Origin of the sequence: Acidovorax sp. ST3 (genome assembly GCF_003231145.1) — a bacterium.
GTDB lineage: Bacteria > Pseudomonadota > Gammaproteobacteria > Burkholderiales > Burkholderiaceae_C > Acidovorax.
Map to the genome: position 1 here is coordinate 557506 of NZ_QKVP01000002.1, position 18727 is coordinate 576232.

The window sequence follows — 18727 nt, forward strand, 5'->3', positions numbered from 1 at the left end:
TGCGTTCAAAAAGCTACTGAAGGAGTTGGCATGCCCCGGTTTTTCAAATCCCTTTTTGGCCAGGTGGTGCTGGCCCTGATAGCCGGTGTGGTGGTGGGCCTGGTCTGGCCCGACACCGCCATCGCGCTCAAGCCCCTGGGTGACGGCTTCATCAAGCTCATCAAGATGCTGATTCCGCTCATCGTGTTCTGCGTGGTGGTGCATGGCATCGCAGGCACGGGCGACCTGAAGCGGGTGGGCCGGGTGGGCGTCAAATCGCTGATCTACTTTGAGGTGGTCACCTCCATCGCCCTGGTGCTGGGCCTGGCGCTGGCGTTCTGGTTCGAGCCCGGTGTGGGCATGAACGTGGACCCTAAGGCGCTCGACCCCAAAGCCATGGGCGCCTACGCCGAAAACGCTAGCAAGCTCACCGGGGGCGGCTTCACCGACTTCTTGCTCAAGCTCATCCCCACCACCGCCGTGAGCGCGTTTGCCAACGGCGATGTGCTGCAGGTCCTGCTGTTCTCCATCGTTTTTGGCTGCGCCCTGGCATTGATCGGGGAGCGCGGCGCGCGCGTCACCAGCCTGATCGACGACCTGTCGCATGTGCTGTTCAAGACCATGGGCCTGATCATCAAGCTGGCTCCGCTGGGCGTGCTGGGGGCCATCGCGTTCACCGTGGGCAAGTACGGCCTGGGCTCCCTCAAGCAGCTGGGCATGCTGGTGGCGCTGTTCTACGCTGCGGTAGTCATTTTCGTCGTGGTGGTGCTGGGCCTCATCATGCGGGTGTCGGGCTTCAGCCTGTTCAAGCTGCTGCGCTATCTGCGCGAGGAGCTGGCCGTGGTGTTTGCCACCACGTCGTCCGACAGCGTGTTGCCGCAGATCATGGCCAAGCTCAAGCACATGGGCATCCGCGACTCCACCGTGGGCCTGGTGATCCCCACCGGCTACTCGTTCAACCTGGACGCGTTCTCGATCTACATCACGCTGGCGGCCGTGTTCATCGCCCAGGCCACCAACACGCCGATTTCCATGGCCGACCTGCTGACCATCCTGGCGATCTCGCTGGTCACCTCCAAGGGCGCACACGGCGTACCCGGCTCGGCCATCGTCGTGCTGGCCGCCACCTTGCAGGCCATCCCTGCCATTCCGGCGATTGGCCTGGTGCTGGTGCTGTCGGTGGACTGGTTCATGGGCATCGCCCGCGCGCTGGGCAACCTCATTGGCAACTGCGTCGCCACCGTGGCCGTGGCGGCGTGGGAGGGCGACATCGACCGCGAACGCGCCCATGCCGTGCTCGACGGCCGCGAGCCACCCATGCCACGCGCCTGATCGGGCACAGCACTTTTGCAGCACGCGACAATCCGGCCATGAGCATCAACCAGACCCAGATCGCCCAGCAGGTGGTGGAATCCATCCTCGCGCAAAAACTCTCGCCCGGCGAGCGCCTGGGCGAGCAGGAGCTGGCCGATCTGTTCGGCGTAAGCCGCACGCTGGTGCGCGAGGCCCTGATGCAGCTGCAGGCACGGGGCTTTGTGGAAGTGCGCTCGCGCCGGGGCTGGTACGTGGTGGAGCCTTCGGTGGAGGATGCGCGCGACGCGTTCTCCGCCCGGCGCATCATCGAATCGGGCATCCTGGCCGATGCGGGCCGACCGCTGCAAAGCGTGACCCGCCGCCTGCGCGCGCACATCGCCGACGAGCAGCAGGCCATCGAAGGGGCGGACGCTGCCACCCGCGCCTTTCTGCTCGCAGACTTCCACGTCTGCCTGGCCGAGGCGATGGGCCACCGCAGCCTGAGCGACATCCTGCGCGACCTCACGGCGCGCACCACGCTGGCCGCATCACTCTACCAATCGCAGCACGCGGCCAGCCAGTCCTGCGCCGAGCATGCTGCCATCGTCGAGGCGCTGGAGGCCGGCAACACCACCCTGGCCCGCGAGCGCATGCTGGCCCACATCGGCCATGTGGAAGGCGCCCTCAACCCCGGCCAGCCGCTGGTGCGCGACCGGCTGCGGGAATCCCTGGCACCGCTGACCAGCCCACGCACCAAGGCGGCAGCTACGGACCCGGGCTAACCACACCGAAGGCACCCAGGCCACCCACCGTCCAACCGCCTCCACCACGGCAGGCGGGAAATTGCTGCGTCCCTAAGGGTTAACCGGGATAAGCGCGTCCGGTCATTTTGTATACGATTTTTGTATGGACACTTGTGCACCGTCCGGTGCCCGTGTTCCTTTCGTATTCACATCCTCAACCCGCCGAAGGACCCCCATGAATCCGCCCGTACACCCCGTGGACGAACACCTGCCCCTGGGGCGACTGACGGCGCTGGGCCTGCAGCATGTGCTGGTGATGTATGCGGGCGCCGTGGCGGTGCCGCTCATCGTGGGCCGCGCGCTCAACCTCACGCCCGACCAAGTGGCCAAACTGATCTCGGCCGACCTGTTTGTGTGCGGGCTGGTCACGCTGATCCAGGCGCTGGGCGCCTCGCGCTGGTTTGGCATTCAGCTGCCGGTGATGATGGGGGTGACCTTTGCCTCGGTGGCGCCCATGATCTCGATGGCGCAGAGCACGGGTGGCACGGCCGGGGCCGGGCTGATCTTTGGCTCGGTGATCGGCGCGGGTGTGATCTCCATCCTGATCGCACCGCTGGTCAGCCGCATGCTCCGCTTCTTCCCGCCCGTGGTCACCGGCACCATCATCGCAGTCATCGGCATCAGCCTGATGCGCGTGGGCATCAACTGGATCTTTGGCAACCCGGTAGGCCCCACGGCGCCCAGCGTGCCCAACCCCGAGCACCTCAAATGGCTGGCAGAGGCGCAGGCAGCGGCAGGTGCCCCCGGTTCATCGCTGCCGCCGGTCCCCAAGGGCTTTGCCGTGGTGCCCACGGTCCCCAACCCCAAGTACGCGGACCTGACCGGTGTGGGCATCTCGGGCCTGGTGCTGCTGTCCATCCTGCTGATTGCCAAGTTTGCCAAAGGCTTCATCGCCAACATCTCGGTGCTGCTGGGCATCGTGATCGGTGCGGTGGTGGCCGTGGGCATGGGTCTGATGAACTTTGACAAGGTCGCCAAGGCGCAGTGGTTTGACCTGGTGCTGCCGTTCGAGATTGCCGGCCCCGTGTTCGACCCCATCCTGATCCTGACCATGACCCTGGTGATGATCGTGGTCATGATCGAATCCACCGGCATGTTCCTCGCCCTGGGCGAGATGACCGACCGCAAGGTCGACCAGGCGGCCCTCACGCGCGGCCTGCGCACCGACGGCCTGGGCACGCTGCTGGGCGGCATCTTCAACACCTTTCCGTACACCAGCTTCTCTCAGAACGTGGGGCTGGTCGCCGTCACCGGCGTCAAAAGCCGCTTTGTGTGTGTGGCCGGTGGTGTGATCCTGATCGTGCTGGGCGTGCTGCCCAAGATGGCCGCACTGGTCGAGTCGCTGCCCACCATGGTGCTGGGCGGCGCGGGGCTGGTGATGTTCGGTATGGTGGCGGCCACAGGCATCCGAATCCTGGGCGGGGTGGACTTCAAGACCAATCGCTTCAACGCCATGATCGTGGCCGTCTCCATCGGCGTGGGCATGGTGCCGCTGATCGCGCCCAACTTCCGCCAGTGGATGCCGCATGCCATCCACCCCTTGATCGAATCCGGTATCCTCCTGGCCTCGATCACGGCGGTGGCCCTGAACGTTTTCTTCAATGGCGCCAGCCGCGACACCTCCGCCGCCGTCAACGCCGCACGCCAGGCCGACGCCCACTAGCATCCCGCCTGCCCGCTGCCGAAAACCCGCCACCGCCCGCGTGGCCCCGCCCCCTGTCCGCCACGGCTGCCAGGGGGTTTTGGCTTTAGAGCCTGTTCAAAGTCTTTTTGGAGATCGTATTGGAGTGCAATCGGGAGGAGTGGATGCGTCGGGTGCGCCGCATGGGCTTGTGCCCATGCAAGCAGCCGGGGCTTCCAATCGCCCGATTTCACTCCAACCCTTTGGGCAAGTGCCTTGCCGGGCGGTCTGCGGCGTTGCGGCGCTTGTGGATAGCCAAGCTATCCACTGCGCCCCGCGCCTAGCATCCCATCCCGGCAAGGGACTTGTGCGACTCCAAAAAGACTTTGAACAGGCTCTTATGCTGCATCCGCATAAACCTGCATGCCAGCCGCCCACGCCATCGGGTACCCTTGTTTTCGCTTTCCGCTCAGGACTTCCAGGATTTCCGCATGACACAGAACATTTCCGCCGCCGAACAGGCCCTGCGCGACGCTGCGCGCGAATACCACCGCAACCCCACCCGGGGCAAGATTTCGGTCACCCCCACCAAGCCTTTGTCCAACCAGCGCGACCTGTCGCTGGCCTACTCGCCGGGTGTGGCTTACCCGTGCCTCGACATCGCTGCCGACCCCTCCAAGGCGTTTGACTTCACCTCGCGCGGCAACCTGGTTGCGGTGATCACCAACGGCACGGCCGTGCTGGGCCTGGGCGACATCGGCCCACTGGCCAGCAAGCCAGTGATGGAAGGCAAGGGCTGCCTGTTCAAGAAGTTTGCCGGTGTCGATGTGTTCGACATCGAACTGGCCGAGCGCGACCCCGACAAGCTCATCGAGATCATCGCGGCGCTGGAGCCCACGCTGGGCGGCATCAACCTCGAAGACATCAAGGCGCCCGAGTGCTTCTACATCGAGCGCGAACTCAGCAAGCGCATGAACATCCCGGTGTTCCATGACGACCAGCACGGCACGGCCATCATCAGCAGCGCGGCGCTGCTCAACGGCCTGGAGCTGGTGGGCAAGCAGATCGACCAGGTCAAGATTGCCGTGTCGGGCGCGGGCGCTGCCGCCATTGCCTGCCTGAACGTGATGGTGGGCCTGGGCGTGAAGGTCGAGAACATCTTCGTGTGCGACTCCAAGGGCGTGATCTATGAAGGCCGCCCCGGCGGCTACGACGAATCGAAAGCGGCCTACGCGCAAAAGACCGACGCCCGCACGCTGGCCGATGCGGTCAACGGCGCCGACGTGTTCCTGGGCTGCTCGGCCCCCGGCGTGCTCACGGCCGAGATGGTCAAGACCATGGGCCCCAAGCCCATCATCCTGGCCCTGGCGAACCCCGAGCCCGAAATCCGCCCCGAACTGGCCAAGGCCATTCGCCCTGACTGCATCATCGCCACGGGCCGCTCAGACTACCCGAACCAGGTCAACAACGTGCTGTGCTTCCCGTACATCTTCCGCGGCGCGCTGGACTGCGGCGCCACCAAGATCACCGAGGCCATGAAGCTGGCCTGCGTGCGCCAGATCGCCGACCTGGCCAAGGCCGACATCAGCGAAGAAGTGGCCAGCGCCTATGCGGGCAAAGAGCTGACCTTCGGCCCTGACTACCTGATCCCCACGCCGTTCGACTCGCGCCTGATCCTCAAGATCGCCCCCGCCGTGGCCAAGGCCGCCGCCGAATCCGGCGTGGCCACGCGCCCCATCGAAGACATGGAGGCCTACAAGGAAACACTGTCGCGTTTTGTCTACCAGACCGGCATGCTGATGCGCCCCGTGATCAACGCGGCCAAGGCCCTGCCCGATGCGCAAAAGCGCGTGGCCTACGCCGACGGTGAAGACGAGCGCGCCCTGCGCGCCGCGCAGATGGCGATTGACGACAAGATAGCCCACCCCATCCTCATCGGCCGCCCCGCCGTGATTGCCGCGCGCATTGCCAAGGCCGGCCTGCGCATGCAGCTGGGCAAGGACGTAGAGGTGTGCAACCCTGAGGACGACCCGCGCTTCCGCCAGTACTGGGAGCACTACCACCAGCTGATGAAGCGCAACGGTGCCTCGCCCGAAGTGGCCAAGGCCGCTGTGCGCCGGTCCAACACCATCATCGCCTCGCTGATGGTGAAGCTGGGCGATGCCGACGCCATGATCTGCGGCCTGGTGGGCACGTACGAGACGCACCTGGAGCGCATCCACAGCATCATCGGCCGCCAGGAAGGCGCCAACAACTACGCGGCGCTGAACGCGCTGATGACCAACCGGGGCACGCTGTTCATTGCCGACACCTACGTGAACGAAGACCCCACGGCCCAGCAGCTGGCCGACATTGCCTGGATGTCGGTGCAGGAGGTGCAGCGCTTTGGCATCCCGCCCAAGGTCGCCTTCCTGTCGCACTCCAGCTATGGCTCGTCCAAGCGCGCATCGGCCCGCAAGATGCGCGAGGCACGCGACCTGTTCGTGGCCGCCCACCCCGAGATCGAGTGCGACGGCGAGCTGCACGGCGATGCCGCGCTGGAGCCGAACATCCGCAACGCCTACATGGCGGACTCGACCCTGACGGACTCGGCCAACCTGCTGATCTGCCCCAACCTGGATGCCGCCAACATCCTCTACAACGTGCTCAAGACCACCACCAGCGGTGGCGTCACGGTGGGCCCCATCCTGATGGGCGCCGCTGCCACGGCCTACATCCTGACCCCGGCCGCCACCGTGCGCCGCGTGCTCAACATGACGGCCCTGGCCGTGGCCAGCGCTGCCACCCGGCCACGCTGAAAGTGCCGTGCCGACCTTGCGCTGGCCGGCCTGCACACCGAGTCAACGGGGCCCCTGGGCCCCGTTTTTTTTTGCGTGCGACAACCCCTTGCACCGCACTCGCACCATTTCGGGAAACCCAGCATGCTGGCATGCACCACTTCGGTGAACAATGGGGCACGGCAAAACACCCGCATCCGCAAACCGGGCATCGTTTTTGCTGACTGCAGGTGCATGGCCCCTGGATGGGGCCAACACCTTCCCTCACCGCATTTCCCCTTGCCCGACAGGAGCCCCGAATGAAAAAAAGACTGTTCATGCAAACCGCCGCCGCCCTGGCCCTGATCGGCAGCGCGTCGCTGGCCCAGGCGCAGGCCACCACGCCCATCAAGTTCCAGCTGGACTGGCGTTTTGAAGGCCCTGCGGCGCTGTTCCTGCAACCCGTGGCCAAGGGCTACTTCAAGGCCGCAGGCCTGGACGTGACGGTGGATGCAGGCAACGGCTCTGGCGGCGCGGTGCAGCGCGTGGCATCGGGCACGTACGACATGGGTTTTGCCGACTTGGCCGCCGTGATGGAGTTCCACGCCAACAACCCCGACGCGCAGAACAAGCCCGTGGCGGTGATGGTGGTCTACAACAACACGCCCGCCTCGGTCATGGCGCTGAAAAAAAGCGGCATCACCAAGCCCGCCGACCTGGCCGGCAAGAAGCTGGGCGCCCCCGTGTTCGACGCAGGCCGCCGCGCGTTTCCCATCTTTCAGAAGGCCAACGGCATTGGCGCCGTGACCTGGACCGCCATGGATCCCCCGCTGCGCGAAACCATGCTGGTGCGCGGCGATGTGGACGCCATCACCGGCTTCACCTTCACCTCGCTGCTGAACCTGGAAGCGCGTGGCGCCAAGGCCGCCGACGTGGTGGTGCTGCCCTATGCCGACTTCGGCGTGAAGCTGTACGGCAACGTGATCATCGCCAGCCCCAAGCTCATCAAGGAGAACCCGGCCGCCATCAAGGCCTTCCTGTCGGCCTTCGCCAAAGGCGCCAAGGAAGTGATCGCCAACCCCGCCGCCGCCATCGAGCATGTGAAGGCGCGCGACGGCATCGTGAACGTGCCGCTCGAAACCCGCCGCCTTCAGCTGGCCATCGACACCGTGATCAACAGCCCCGACGCCCGCGCCGAAGGCTTTGGTCAGCTCAAGCCCGGCCGCCTCTCGCTGATGGCGTCGCAGGTGTCCGATGCGTTCAACACCAAGACCCGTGTGAACGCCGACGATGTGTGGAACGCCAGCTTCTTGCCCAGCGCTGCCGAGCTGAACATCCTGCCCAAGAAGTAATTACTATTAATTTGATAGCTGCAAGCGCATGATTCACTAGGGCTTGTAGCCATTCTGAGCATAAAAACTTCCATGCAGGCTGCTGACAACTATTTTGTGGACTTCCGGGACGTCTGGCTCGCCTACAACGACGAGCTACGCGCCAAGAACCAGTTTGCGGTCGAAGCCATCGACCTGCAGGTGCGGCGTGGCGAGTTCATCGCCATCGTCGGCCCCTCGGGCTGTGGCAAGTCCACCTTCATGAAGCTGGCCACGGGCCTCAAGATGCCCTCCATGGGCAAGATCCTCATTGACGGCCAACCCGTGACCGGGCCGCTCAAGGTGTCGGGCATGGCCTTCCAGGCGCCGTCGCTGCTGCCCTGGCGGACGACGGTAGACAACGTACTGCTGCCGCTCGAAATCGTCGAGCCCTACCGCAGCAACTTCAAGCAAAAACGCAAGGAATACGAAGAACGCGCCCGCAAGCTGCTGCAAAAGGTGGGCCTCGCGGGCTATGAAGACAAATTCCCCTGGCAGCTGTCGGGCGGCATGCAGCAGCGCGCCAGCATCTGCCGCGCGCTGATCCACGAGCCCAAGATGCTGCTGCTCGACGAGCCCTTCGGCGCACTCGACGCCTTCACCCGCGAGGAGCTGTGGTGCATCCTGCGCGACCTGTGGACCGAGCAGCAGTTCAACGTGATCCTGGTCACGCATGACCTGCGCGAGTCGGTCTTCCTGGCCGACACGGTGTATGTGATGAGCAAGAGCCCCGGCCGGTTTGTGGTGCGCAAAGAGATCGAGCTGCCCCGCCCGCGCGACCTGGAGGTGACCTACACCAAGGAGTTCACCGACATCGTGCACGAGCTGCGCGGCCACATCGGTGCCCTGCGCAAAGCGGGCGCGCCCATCCAGCAATAAGAACAAAGAAAGCGCCTCATCCCCATGCACAAGAAAACCGTGGAGCGCTGGTCCCCCTGGATCCTGCTCGTAGCCACCATCCTGCTGTGGCAAATCGTCTGCTCGGCCTTCAGCATCCCCGAGTACCTCTTCCCCAGCCCCTGGGCCATCGGCGTGCAGCTGGTGGAGTTCAGCGGCGTGATCGCAGGCCATGCCTGGCGCACTTTCTGGGTCACCATGGCGGGCTTTGGCATCGCCATCGTGGTGGGTGTGCTGCTGGGTTTTGTGATCGGCAGCTCGCGCATCGCCTATGCCGCCGTGTACCCGCTCATGACCGCATTCAACGCGCTGCCGAAGGCCGCCTTTGTGCCCATCCTGGTGGTGTGGTTCGGCATTGGCGTGGGCCCGGCCATCCTCACCGCGTTCCTCATCAGCTTCTTCCCCATCATGGTCAACATCGCCACGGGCCTGGCTACGCTGGAGCCCGAGTTGGAAGACGTGCTGCGCGTGCTGGGCGCCAAGCGCTGGGACGTGCTGACCAAGGTGGGGCTGCCCCGCTCCATGCCGTACTTCTACGGCTCGCTCAAGGTGGCCATCACGCTGGCTTTTGTGGGCACCACCGTGTCGGAAATGACCGCGGCCAACGAAGGCATCGGCTACCTGCTGATCAGCGCAGGCTCGTCCATGCAGATGGGCCTGGCCTTTGCGGGCCTGATGGTGGTGGGCGCCATGGCCATGGTGATGTACGAGCTGTTCAGCTGGATCGAAAAACGCACCACGGGTTGGGCGCACCGAGGCTCCCAGGGTGAATGACACGTCCGCGTTGAGCGAAGCCCAGGCAGCAACGCTGCTGCGCCGCGCCAACGCTGTGGCCCAACGCGCCAAGGACATGGGCCGCCACCCGTTTGGAGCGCTGCTCGTCGCGCCCGATGGCGAGACGGTGCTGGCCGAGCAGGGCAACATCGACACCGTGAACCACGCCGAGAGCACGCTGGCGCGCACGGCGGCGGCCAACTACCCCGGCGCCTATCTGGCCCAGTGCACGCTGGTCACCACCTTCGAGCCCTGCGCCATGTGCGCTGGCACCATCTACTGGGCAGGCATCGGCCGTGTGCTGTATGGCGCGGAAGAAACCGCCCTGCTCGCCCTGACGGGCGACCACCCCGAGAACCCCACGCTGGCCCTGCCCTGCCGCACGGTGTTTGCCAGCGGCCAGCGCCCCACCGAGGTGCTGGGCCCGGTGCCCGCACTGCAGGACGAGATCACCGCCCTGCACCGCGACTTCTGGCGGTAGTGGGCTCTGGCGCTTGTACATCAAGCGCAAGCAGCTCCTCATTCAGTAGCAAAAGACGCCATCAACGGGTGTCCCGACACCCTGCCGCTATACTGCCCGCCCCGTTTGGACGACAGCAGGATCACACCGCATGCGCTTGACCATTCTTTTGCGCCTTCTGGCCCTTGGGGCCGCAGCAGGTCTGGCCGCATGCGGCGGCACGGCACCGACCCAGCCAGCGGCGGGCGACGCCACACCGGTCGCAGCGACCCCATCCACCACGCCCCCTATCCGCGTCGGCATCGCCCTGGGCGGCGGCGCGGCCAAAGGCTTTGCGCACATTGGCGTGATCAAGATGCTGGAGGCCAATGGCCTGGCGCCCGCCGTGGTCTCGGGCACCAGCGCAGGCAGCGTGGTGGGCGCGCTGTATGCCAGCGGCATGAACGCGTTTGAAATGCAGGAAAAAGCCGTGGCGCTGGACGAAGCCAAGATCCGCGACCTTCAGCTCTCGTCCGGCGGCCTGGTGCTGGGGCAGAAGCTGGAAGACTATGTGAACGAACAAGTGCGCCGCAAGCCGCTGGAGCAGATGGCCAAGCCCTTTGTCGTCGTCGCCACCCGACTGGAGGACGGTGAGCGCACTGTGTTTGCACGCGGCAACACCGGTCAGGCCGTGCGCGCATCAAGCAGCGTGCCGGGCGTGTTCCAGCCCGTCACCATCGGCAAGTACCACTTTGTGGATGGCGGCATCGTGAGCCCCGTGCCGGTGGATGCCGCACGCCAGCTGGGTGCCGACATCGTGATTGCCGTGGACATCTCCAACAAGGCCCGGGGCCAGACGCCCGGCAACATGCTGGGCGCGCTGAACCAGTCGATTGCCATCATGGGCCAGAAGCTGGGCCAGGCAGAGCTGGCGCGGGCCGATGTGATCGTCCGCCCGCAGGTGCTGGACATCGGCGCCGCCGACTTCAGCCAGCGCGCCAATGCCATCGTGGAAGGCGAAAAGGCCGCGCTGGCCGTGATGCCGCAGATCCGCGAGCGCGTGGCCCAGCTCCAAGCCGAGCGCAGCAAGGCGGCGGCGCAGGCCCAGCAGAAGGCGGCCGAGGCGCAGTACCAGGCCTGCCTGGACAACCGCAGCCGGCTGCAGAAGCTGGCGGGCCTGGCCAAGCTGGACGACTCCTGCCCGGCGCCTAAGTAGAGCAGTCAACAAACCCTTCCGGCACAGCGCCCTTCGGGTAAAGTCCATTGCGCCCAACGCCTGCCCGCACCACCCGGCAACGCGTTCACGCTCCACACTGCCCGCCCCACCCATTCCATGTCTTCGCCGTTCTCCGCCGTCAAACCCAGCGCCAAGCTCTCCGACCAGGTGGCCAGTGCGCTGGAGGCCGAGATCCGTGCGGGCCGCATCCAGGCAGCCGAGAAACTGCCCACCGAGGCCGTGCTGGCGCTGCAGTTTCAGGTGAGTCGCACGGTGGTGCGCGAGGCGATTTCGCGCCTGAAGTCTTTGGGACTGGTCGATTCGCGCCAAGGCAGCGGGGTGTATGTGCTGGCGCCCGGCATCGAGCCGCTGCACTTTGACCTGCCCCATGCGGCATCGCGCGAGGCCGTGATGCAGATCGTTGAGGTGCGCCGCGCGCTCGAAGCCGAGGTGGCCGAGCTGGCAGCCCTGCGCCGCAGCAATGAAGACATCACCGCCATCCATGCCGCGATGCAGCACATTGCCGACGCGGTTCGTGCGGGCCGCGACGGGGTGGAGGAAGACGTGCTGTTCCACCGCGCCATTGCGCAGGCAGCGGGCAACCCGTTCATGATCAGCACGCTGGACTATCTGGCCCAGTTTCTGAAAGGTGCGACCCGCGTGACCCGCGCCAACGAGGCACGGCGCGAAGACTTTGCCGACGCCGTGACCCACGAACACACACAGATCGTGCGCGCCATCGAAGCGGGTGACCCGGTGGCAGCACGTGCAGCTGCCGCGCAGCACATGAAAAACGCACTGGCCCGCATTGAACAGGCCGATCTCACGTTCTGGGCACAGGACGGCGCGCGGCTGGCGCAGCCGCTGGTGGCGGCGTCCGCACCGCTGGTGTTCTGAACCCGGCAGGGACCCGGGTCCCGCAGCACACAGCCGCTGCGCAGGCGGGTCAGAGGCTGCATCTCCTCGCCAAACGCTATTAAATTTATAGCTTACATCGCTTGCCAGTCGCGCGCAGATGGCCAAAATACCTTCAAATAGCGCCGCCTAACCCGCCACTTCATCCCGTTCATGCGGGTTAACCCGAACCAAAACAGTGCACGATAATTTGTATGATAACCATATAAACACACCAACCAAGGTGCAACCAGGCACCAAAACCAGGCCGCCCCGGGGCCTGGTTTTTTGGGCTGCCTGGGCCTGCCCCCTTCCATCCCGGAGATACCCCGTTCATGTCCACCCTCGCACTTCTCGGCATCGGCGCCGGCAGCATTGCCCTGCTCCTGTTGCTCATCATCCGCTGGCAGGTCCACGCTTTCGTGGCGATGATGCTGGTGAGCTTTCTGGTGGCGTTTGCCACGGGCATGCCCATTGGCGACATCATCAGCACGCTGATTGCGGGCATGGGCGGCACGCTGGGGTCGGTGGCCATCCTGGTGGCGCTGGGCTCCATGCTGGGGCGCATGATCGAGGTGTCGGGCGGCGCGGCCAGTCTGGCCAACCGCTTCACGCAGCTGCTGGGCCCCACACGGGTGCCCATGGCGCTCACCGCCGCCGCGCTGGTGCTGGCCATCCCGGTGTTTTTTGATGTGGGCTTCATCATCCTGGTGCCCATCGTCTACGGCTTTTGCAAGGCGGCGGGCGTCAACCCCATCAAGTTCGGCCTGCCCGTGGCGGGCATCATGCTGGCCGCGCACGTGGTGGTGCCACCGCACCCCGGCATCGTGGGCGGGGCAGCCATCGTCAAGGGCGATATTGGCTGGATCACCATCATTGGCCTGGCCATCTGCATCCCGCTGGCTGCGCTGTCGCAGGTCGTTTCGGGCTGGCTCAATCGCAAGGGCTACCCCATGCTGCCCACCACGGCCGAGCAGTTTGCGGCCTTTGGCAACAGCGAAGACAGCAAGACCAGCAAAGCAAGCGCTGCTCCAAGCGTCGGCACCATCATGGCGCTGATCCTCATTCCCCTGGCCCTCATCATGGCGGGCACCACCGGCGCCACGCTGCTGCCCAAGGGCGACAGCCTGCGTAACGTGCTGGGCTTCATCGGCTCGCCCATCTTTGCGCTGATGGTGGCCGTGGGGCTGGCGATGTTTCTGCTGGGCCGCAACCAGGGCTGGAACCGCGAGCGCACTAACGCCATCATGGAATCCGCCCTGCCCCCGGCCGCCACCGTGATTTTGGTGACGGGTGCTGGCGGTGTGTTTGCCAAGGTGCTCACCGCCAGCGGCATTGGCGCGGCGCTGTCGCAAAGCCTGACGGCCACGCACCTGCCGCTCATCCTGCTGGCGTTCATCATCTCTCTGGCCCTGCGCGCTGCCCAAGGCTCGGCCACCGTGGCCATCATCACCACCTGCGGCCTGCTGGCCGACGCGATGGCGGGTGGCGGGTATTCCCCCTTGCAAGTGGCGCTGCTCACGGTTGCCATTGGCTTTGGCAGCCTGGGCCTGTCGCACGTCAACGATTCGGGATTCTGGATCGTGACCCGCTACCTGGGCCTGAGCGTGGGCGATGGCCTGCGCACCTGGACCGTGCTGACCACCGTGCTGGGCCTTGCGGGCTTTGCCCTGACTGCCCTGCTGTGGGTGGCCGTTGCCTGATTTTTCCTCTTTGCTCTAGAAAGACACCACTATGACCCAACCCACCGTCGGCATCATCGGCCTGGGCGCCATGGGCGCTGGCATTGCCAAGACCCTCCGCAACAACGGTTTCACCATCCACGTGTGCGACGTGCGCCCCGGCGTGGCCGATGCCTTTGTGGCAGACGGTGGCACGGCACACGCCACCACGGCTGCACTGGCGGCGGTGAGCGATGTGGTGGTGTCGGTGGTGGTCAACGCCGTGCAGACCGAGAGCGTGCTGTTTGGCGACGATGGCCAAAGCGGTGCAGCCAGCACCATGCGCCCCGGCAGCACCTTTGTGATGTGCTCCACGGTGGACCCCAACTGGTCGGTGGCGCTGGAGGCGCGCCTGAACGCCCTGGGCCTGCACTATGTGGACGCCCCCATCTCGGGCGGCGCCGCCAAGGCCGCATCGGGCCAGATGACGATGATGACCTCGGCCAAGCCCGAGGCCTATGCCGCAGCGGGCGCCGTGCTCGACGGCATGGCTGGCAAGGTGTACCGCCTGGGCGACAAGGCGGGCGCGGGCAGCAAGGTCAAGATCATCAACCAACTGCTGGCCGGTGTGCACATTGCCGTGGCCGCCGAAGCCATGGCCCTGGGCCTGCGCGAAGGCGTGGAAGCCAGTGCCTTGTATGAGGTGATCACGAACAGCGCGGGCAACAGCTGGATGTTTGAAAACCGCATGGCCCATGTGCTGGCGGGCGACTACACGCCGCTGTCGGCCGTCGATATCTTCGTGAAGGACCTGGGCCTGGTGCTGGACACCGCACGCGCCAGCAAATTCCCCCTGCCGCTGGCCGCCACGGCGCACCAGATGTTCATGCAGGCATCGACCGCAGGCTTTGCCAAGGAAGATGACAGCGCCGTGATCAAGATCTTCCCGGGCATCACCCTGCCTGAAGGCAAGGAGAAAAAGGCATGACACGCGCACGAGCCCTGCTGGGCTGCATTGCTGACGACTTCACTGGCGCGACCGACCTGGCCAACAACCTGGTGCGCGCAGGCATGCGCGTGGTGCAAGCCATGGGCGTGCCCACGGCACCGTTGGATACCGAGGCAGACGCCATCGTGGTCGCGCTCAAGTCGCGCACCATTCCCAAAGACGAAGCGATTGCCCAGTCGCTTGAGGCGCTGAAGTGGCTGCAGGCGCAAGGTGCCGAGCAGATCTACTTCAAATACTGCTCCACCTTTGACAGCACGGCCGAAGGCAACATCGGCCCCGTGACCGATGCGCTGATGCAGGCCCTGGGCACCGACTTCACCATCGCTACGCCCGCCTTCCCCGACAACAAGCGCACCGTGTTCAAGGGCTACCTGTTTGTGGGCGACGTGTTGCTGAACGAGAGCGGCATGCAGAACCACCCGCTCACGCCCATGACCGACCCCAACCTGGTGCGCGTGCTGCAGGCACAAACAACCAGCCGCGTGGGCCTCATCGACCACAGCGTGGTTGCACAGGGCGAGGCCGCCATCCGCGCGCGCATTGCTCAGCTGAAGGCCGAAGGCGTGCGCATGGCCGTGGTCGATGCGGTGTCGAACGCCGACCTGCTGCGCCTGGGCCCTGCCCTCAAGGGCATGCCACTGGTCACAGCAGGCTCGGGCGTGGCCATTGGCCTGCCGGGCAACTTTGGCGTGGCGCCCAGCAACGAGGCCGCCCGCCTGCCCGCTGCGCAAGGGCTGCAGGCCATCGTGTCGGGCAGCTGCTCGGTGGCGACCAATCAGCAGGTCATGGATTTCATCAAGGCAGGTAAGCCAGCACTGGCCATCGACCCACTGCGCATTGCCGCCGGCGTGGACGTGGCCGCCGAAGCGTTGGCATGGGCTGAGGGCCACATCGGCCAAGGCCCGGTGCTGGTGTATTCCACCGCCGAACCCTCGGCTGTGCGCGCCATTCAAGGCAAGCTGGGCTCCGAGAAAGCCGGTGCCATGGTGGAAGAGACCATTGCTGCCATTGCACGCGGCCTGGTGCAGCGCGGTGTGCGCCAGCTCATAGTGGCGGGTGGCGAAACCTCGGGTGCCTGCGTGCAGGCCCTGGGCATCACACAAGTGCGCATTGGCGCGCAGATTGACCCCGGCGTGCCGTGGTGCCACGCGGTGGCCCCCGATGCCAAGGACGGGCTGCACATCACGCTGAAGTCGGGCAATTTCGGCAGCGCCGACTTTTTCACCAAGGCTTTTGCACAATTGTTGGCATGACCGCTACCCCCGCCTTCATGGATGAGCGCCAGGCCCGCGACGAGATCTGCCGCGTGGGCCGCAGCCTGTTTGAGCGGGGCTATGTGCACGCCACCGCAGGCAACATCAGCGTACGCCTGGCCGATGGCTACCTCATCACCCCCACCGATGCCTGCCTGGGCACGCTGCAGCCCGAGCGGCTGGCGCGCCTGGACGCGCAGGGCCAGCAGGTGGCGGGCGACCGGGCCAGCAAAACCATTGCGCTGCACCGACAAATTTACGAGGCCTCGGCTTCGACTGCGGCCCCGGCGCGCTGCGTGATTCACACGCACAGCACGCACCTGGTGGCTTGCTCACTGCAAGCCGACACAGCTGCAGGCGGACAGTTGATGCCCGATGCGCAATTGCTACCGCCCATCACGCCCTACTTCGTCATGAAGGTGGGCCGCGTGCCGCATATCCCGTACCACCGCCCGGGTGATGCCGCAGCGGCGGCGCTGGTGGCGCAGACGATTGGCCGCTATGCCGCCAAGGGCAGCCCTGTACGCGCGGTGATGCTGGCGCGCCTGGGCCCCAACGTGTGGCATGACACGCCCGCCGCCGCCATGGCCGTGCTGGAGGAACTGGAAGAAACCGCGCGCCTGTGGATGCTGTGCCAGCCCCGCCCCACCCCGCTAGCCGAGCCCCAGATCGAGGAGCTGCGCCAGAGCTTTGGTGCCCACTGGTAACTGGTGACGGACTGGCTGCACGCAAGGCACGGGGACGAAAGAACACACACAAGGAGACATACCATGACCCTTTCTTTCTGGCGCAAAGCCTTTGCCCCCATGCTGCTGGGCGTGCTGGCCACAGGCGGTGCATCGGCTGCGGACTACCCCGCCCCCCAGCATGGCGAGTGGATCGTCAAGGACTTCCGCTTCCACACGGGCCAGACCTTGCCCGAACTCAAGCTGGCCTACTCCACCTTGGGTGAGCCCACCGGAGAGCCCGTGCTGGTGCTGCATGGCACCAATGGCTCGGCAGAGAGCATGCTCACGCCCGGCTTTGCAGGCACGCTGTTTGGCCCCGGCCAGCCGCTGGATGCACGCAAGCACTTCATCATCCTGCCGGACGCCATCGGCACCGGCCGCTCCAGCAAGCCGTCGGACGGCCTGCGCGCTGCCTTTCCGGCCTACAACTACGACGACATGGTGCAGGCCCAATACCGCCTGCTGACCGAACACCTGGGCGTGCGCCATGTGCGCGCCATCATCGGCAACTCCATGGGCGGCATGCACACCTGGGTGTGGGCCCAGCGCTACCCCGACTTCATGGACATTGCCGTGCCCATGGCTTCGCTACCCGCTGCCATGTCGGGCCGCAACTGGATGATGCGCCGCCTGCTGGTCGAAGCCATCCGCAACGACCCCGAATGGCAGGGTGGCAACTACACCCGCCAGCCCCGCAGCCTGCAGTTTGCGTCGGTGTTATTTGGCACGGGCACCAACGGCGGCAACCAGGGCCTGCAAAAGCTGGCCCCCAACCGCGCTGCGGCCGATGCGCTGGTGGAGCAGCGGCTCAAAGCCCCTTTCCGTGGCGATGCCAACGACCACATCTACCAGTGGGAAGCCTCGCGCGACTACGACCCCGAGCCCGGGCTGGAGCGCATCACCGCGCGCGTGTTGGCCATCAACTCGGCAGACGATGAGCGCAACCCGCCCGAGCTGGGTGTGCTGGACAAAGCCATCGCCCGCATCCCGCACGCACAGGCCTACGTGATCCCTGCCAGCGCCGACACCCTCGGCCACAGCACGGTGGGCCTGGCGCGCTTTTACCAAGACCGGCTGGCGCAGGTGCTCACCAGCGCACCGCGCCGCTGATCTTCTCTTTTCAGGAACATTTCATGCCCCGCTTTGCCGCCAACCTGTCCATGCTCTACAACGACGTGGACTTTCTCGACCGCTTTGCCGCCGCTGCCCGCGATGGGTTTAAGGCGGTGGAATACCTCTTCCCCTACGCCTACCCGGTGCAAGAACTGGCCACACGACTGCAAGCCAACGGGTTGCAACAGGTGCTGTTCAACGCCCCGCCCGGCAACTGGGACGCGGGCGAACGCGGGCTGGCCTGCCTGCCGGGGCGTGAGGCCGAGTTCCGCGAAGGCATTGCCAAAGCCATCGAATACGCACAGGCCCTGCAATGCCCCCGCATCCACGTGATGGCCGGGCTGGTGCCCCAGGGTGCAGACGCAGCCGCCGTGCGCGCCACCTACATCGCCAACGTGCGCTACGCCGCCGAACAGGCTGCGCCCCATGGCATCCAGATCCTGCTGGAGCCCATCAACGGCCGCGACATGCACGGCTTTTTCCTGAGCCGCCAGGACCAGGCCCATGCGCTGATCGCCGAGATTGGCGCCACCAACGTGAAGGTGCAGATGGACCTGTACCACTGCCAGATCGTGGAAGGCGACCTGGCCATGAAGGTGCGCCAGTACCTGCCCACCGGCAACGTCGGACACTTCCAGATTGCCGGTGTGCCCGAGCGCCACGAGCCCGATGTGGGCGAGATCAACTACACCTACCTGTTCAAGCTGCTGGACAGCCTGGGCTACGACGGCTGGATTGGCTGCGAATACCGCCCTGCGCGTGGCGCTGCCGCCCACGCCACCAGCGACGGGCTGGGCTGGCTCAAGCCCTGGCTGTAAAGACCTACCCCGCACCACAGTTGCCGCTGTGCGCCAGACGCTGGTGCAGCGCGCACCATGGTGTGGCGCGCAAGGGTGTTCGGGTATAGCCCACACGATGGGA

16 protein-coding genes are annotated in these 18727 nt (G+C 65.6%); all 16 read left to right on the forward strand.

Annotated features, from left to right (window positions below; genetic code table 11):
* Positions 1–30: 30 nt before the first annotated feature.
* Entirely contained in the window at positions 31–1311 is a 1281-nt protein-coding gene (locus tag DNK89_RS07400) for a C4-dicarboxylate transporter DctA (protein WP_110959540.1), read from the forward strand.
* 38 nt (positions 1312–1349) lie between these two features.
* Positions 1350–2054, forward strand: a complete 705-nt coding sequence (locus DNK89_RS07405; RefSeq protein ID WP_108626735.1) for a GntR family transcriptional regulator — start codon at positions 1350–1352, stop codon at positions 2052–2054.
* A gap of 196 nt (positions 2055–2250) precedes the next feature.
* On the forward strand, positions 2251–3738 hold the full coding sequence (locus tag DNK89_RS07410; RefSeq protein WP_015012862.1) for a nucleobase:cation symporter-2 family protein: 1488 nt from the start codon (positions 2251–2253) through the stop codon (positions 3736–3738).
* 449 nt (positions 3739–4187) lie between these two features.
* Entirely contained in the window at positions 4188–6494 is a 2307-nt protein-coding gene (locus tag DNK89_RS07420; protein ID WP_110959541.1) for an NADP-dependent malic enzyme, read from the forward strand.
* Between the two features lie 278 nt (positions 6495–6772).
* Positions 6773–7804, forward strand: a complete 1032-nt coding sequence (locus tag DNK89_RS07425) for an ABC transporter substrate-binding protein (RefSeq protein WP_110959542.1) — start codon at positions 6773–6775, stop codon at positions 7802–7804.
* A gap of 72 nt (positions 7805–7876) precedes the next feature.
* Positions 7877–8701, forward strand: a complete 825-nt coding sequence (locus DNK89_RS07430) for an ABC transporter ATP-binding protein (RefSeq protein ID WP_110959543.1) — start codon at positions 7877–7879, stop codon at positions 8699–8701.
* A 24-nt stretch (positions 8702–8725) separates the two neighbouring features.
* On the forward strand, positions 8726–9493 hold the full coding sequence (locus tag DNK89_RS07435; RefSeq protein ID WP_094286831.1) for an ABC transporter permease: 768 nt from the start codon (positions 8726–8728) through the stop codon (positions 9491–9493).
* Positions 9486–9974 carry a nucleoside deaminase gene (locus tag DNK89_RS07440; RefSeq protein WP_255575857.1) on the forward strand — a complete coding sequence of 163 codons (489 nt, stop codon included), beginning with the start codon at positions 9486–9488 and terminating at the stop codon, positions 9972–9974. Before DNK89_RS07435 ends, DNK89_RS07440 begins: the two co-directional genes overlap by 8 nt.
* A 130-nt stretch (positions 9975–10104) precedes the next feature.
* Positions 10105–11148, forward strand: a complete 1044-nt coding sequence (locus DNK89_RS07445; protein ID WP_110959544.1) for a patatin-like phospholipase family protein — start codon at positions 10105–10107, stop codon at positions 11146–11148.
* 117 nt (positions 11149–11265) lie between these two features.
* Positions 11266–12045, forward strand: a complete 780-nt coding sequence (locus DNK89_RS07450) for a FadR/GntR family transcriptional regulator (protein WP_110959545.1) — start codon at positions 11266–11268, stop codon at positions 12043–12045.
* Positions 12046–12377: 332 nt separating this feature from the next.
* Positions 12378–13745: a GntP family transporter gene (locus DNK89_RS07455; protein ID WP_110959546.1), complete on the forward strand. Its 1368-nt coding sequence runs from the start codon at positions 12378–12380 to the stop codon at positions 13743–13745.
* A 31-nt stretch (positions 13746–13776) separates the two neighbouring features.
* Positions 13777–14691: an L-threonate dehydrogenase gene (gene ltnD, locus DNK89_RS07460; RefSeq protein ID WP_110959547.1), complete on the forward strand. Its 915-nt coding sequence runs from the start codon at positions 13777–13779 to the stop codon at positions 14689–14691.
* Positions 14688–15965 carry a 3-oxo-tetronate kinase gene (gene otnK, locus DNK89_RS07465; RefSeq protein ID WP_110959548.1) on the forward strand — a complete coding sequence of 426 codons (1278 nt, stop codon included), beginning with the start codon at positions 14688–14690 and terminating at the stop codon, positions 15963–15965. The genes ltnD and otnK overlap by 4 nt, the downstream gene beginning before the upstream one ends.
* Before the next feature lie 17 nt (positions 15966–15982).
* Complete coding sequence (locus tag DNK89_RS07470) at positions 15983–16672, forward strand: aldolase (protein WP_110959839.1); 690 nt, start codon at positions 15983–15985, stop codon at positions 16670–16672.
* Positions 16673–16735: 63 nt separating this feature from the next.
* The gene (locus DNK89_RS07475; RefSeq protein WP_110959549.1) at positions 16736–17803 is read left to right on the forward strand and encodes an alpha/beta fold hydrolase; all 1068 of its coding nucleotides are present in this window, start codon (positions 16736–16738) and stop codon (positions 17801–17803) included.
* 23 nt (positions 17804–17826) lie between these two features.
* Positions 17827–18624 (forward strand): 2-oxo-tetronate isomerase, encoded by a 798-nt coding sequence (otnI, locus tag DNK89_RS07480; RefSeq protein WP_110959550.1) that lies wholly within the window; start codon positions 17827–17829, stop codon positions 18622–18624.
* The last annotated feature ends 103 nt before the right edge of the window (positions 18625–18727 follow it).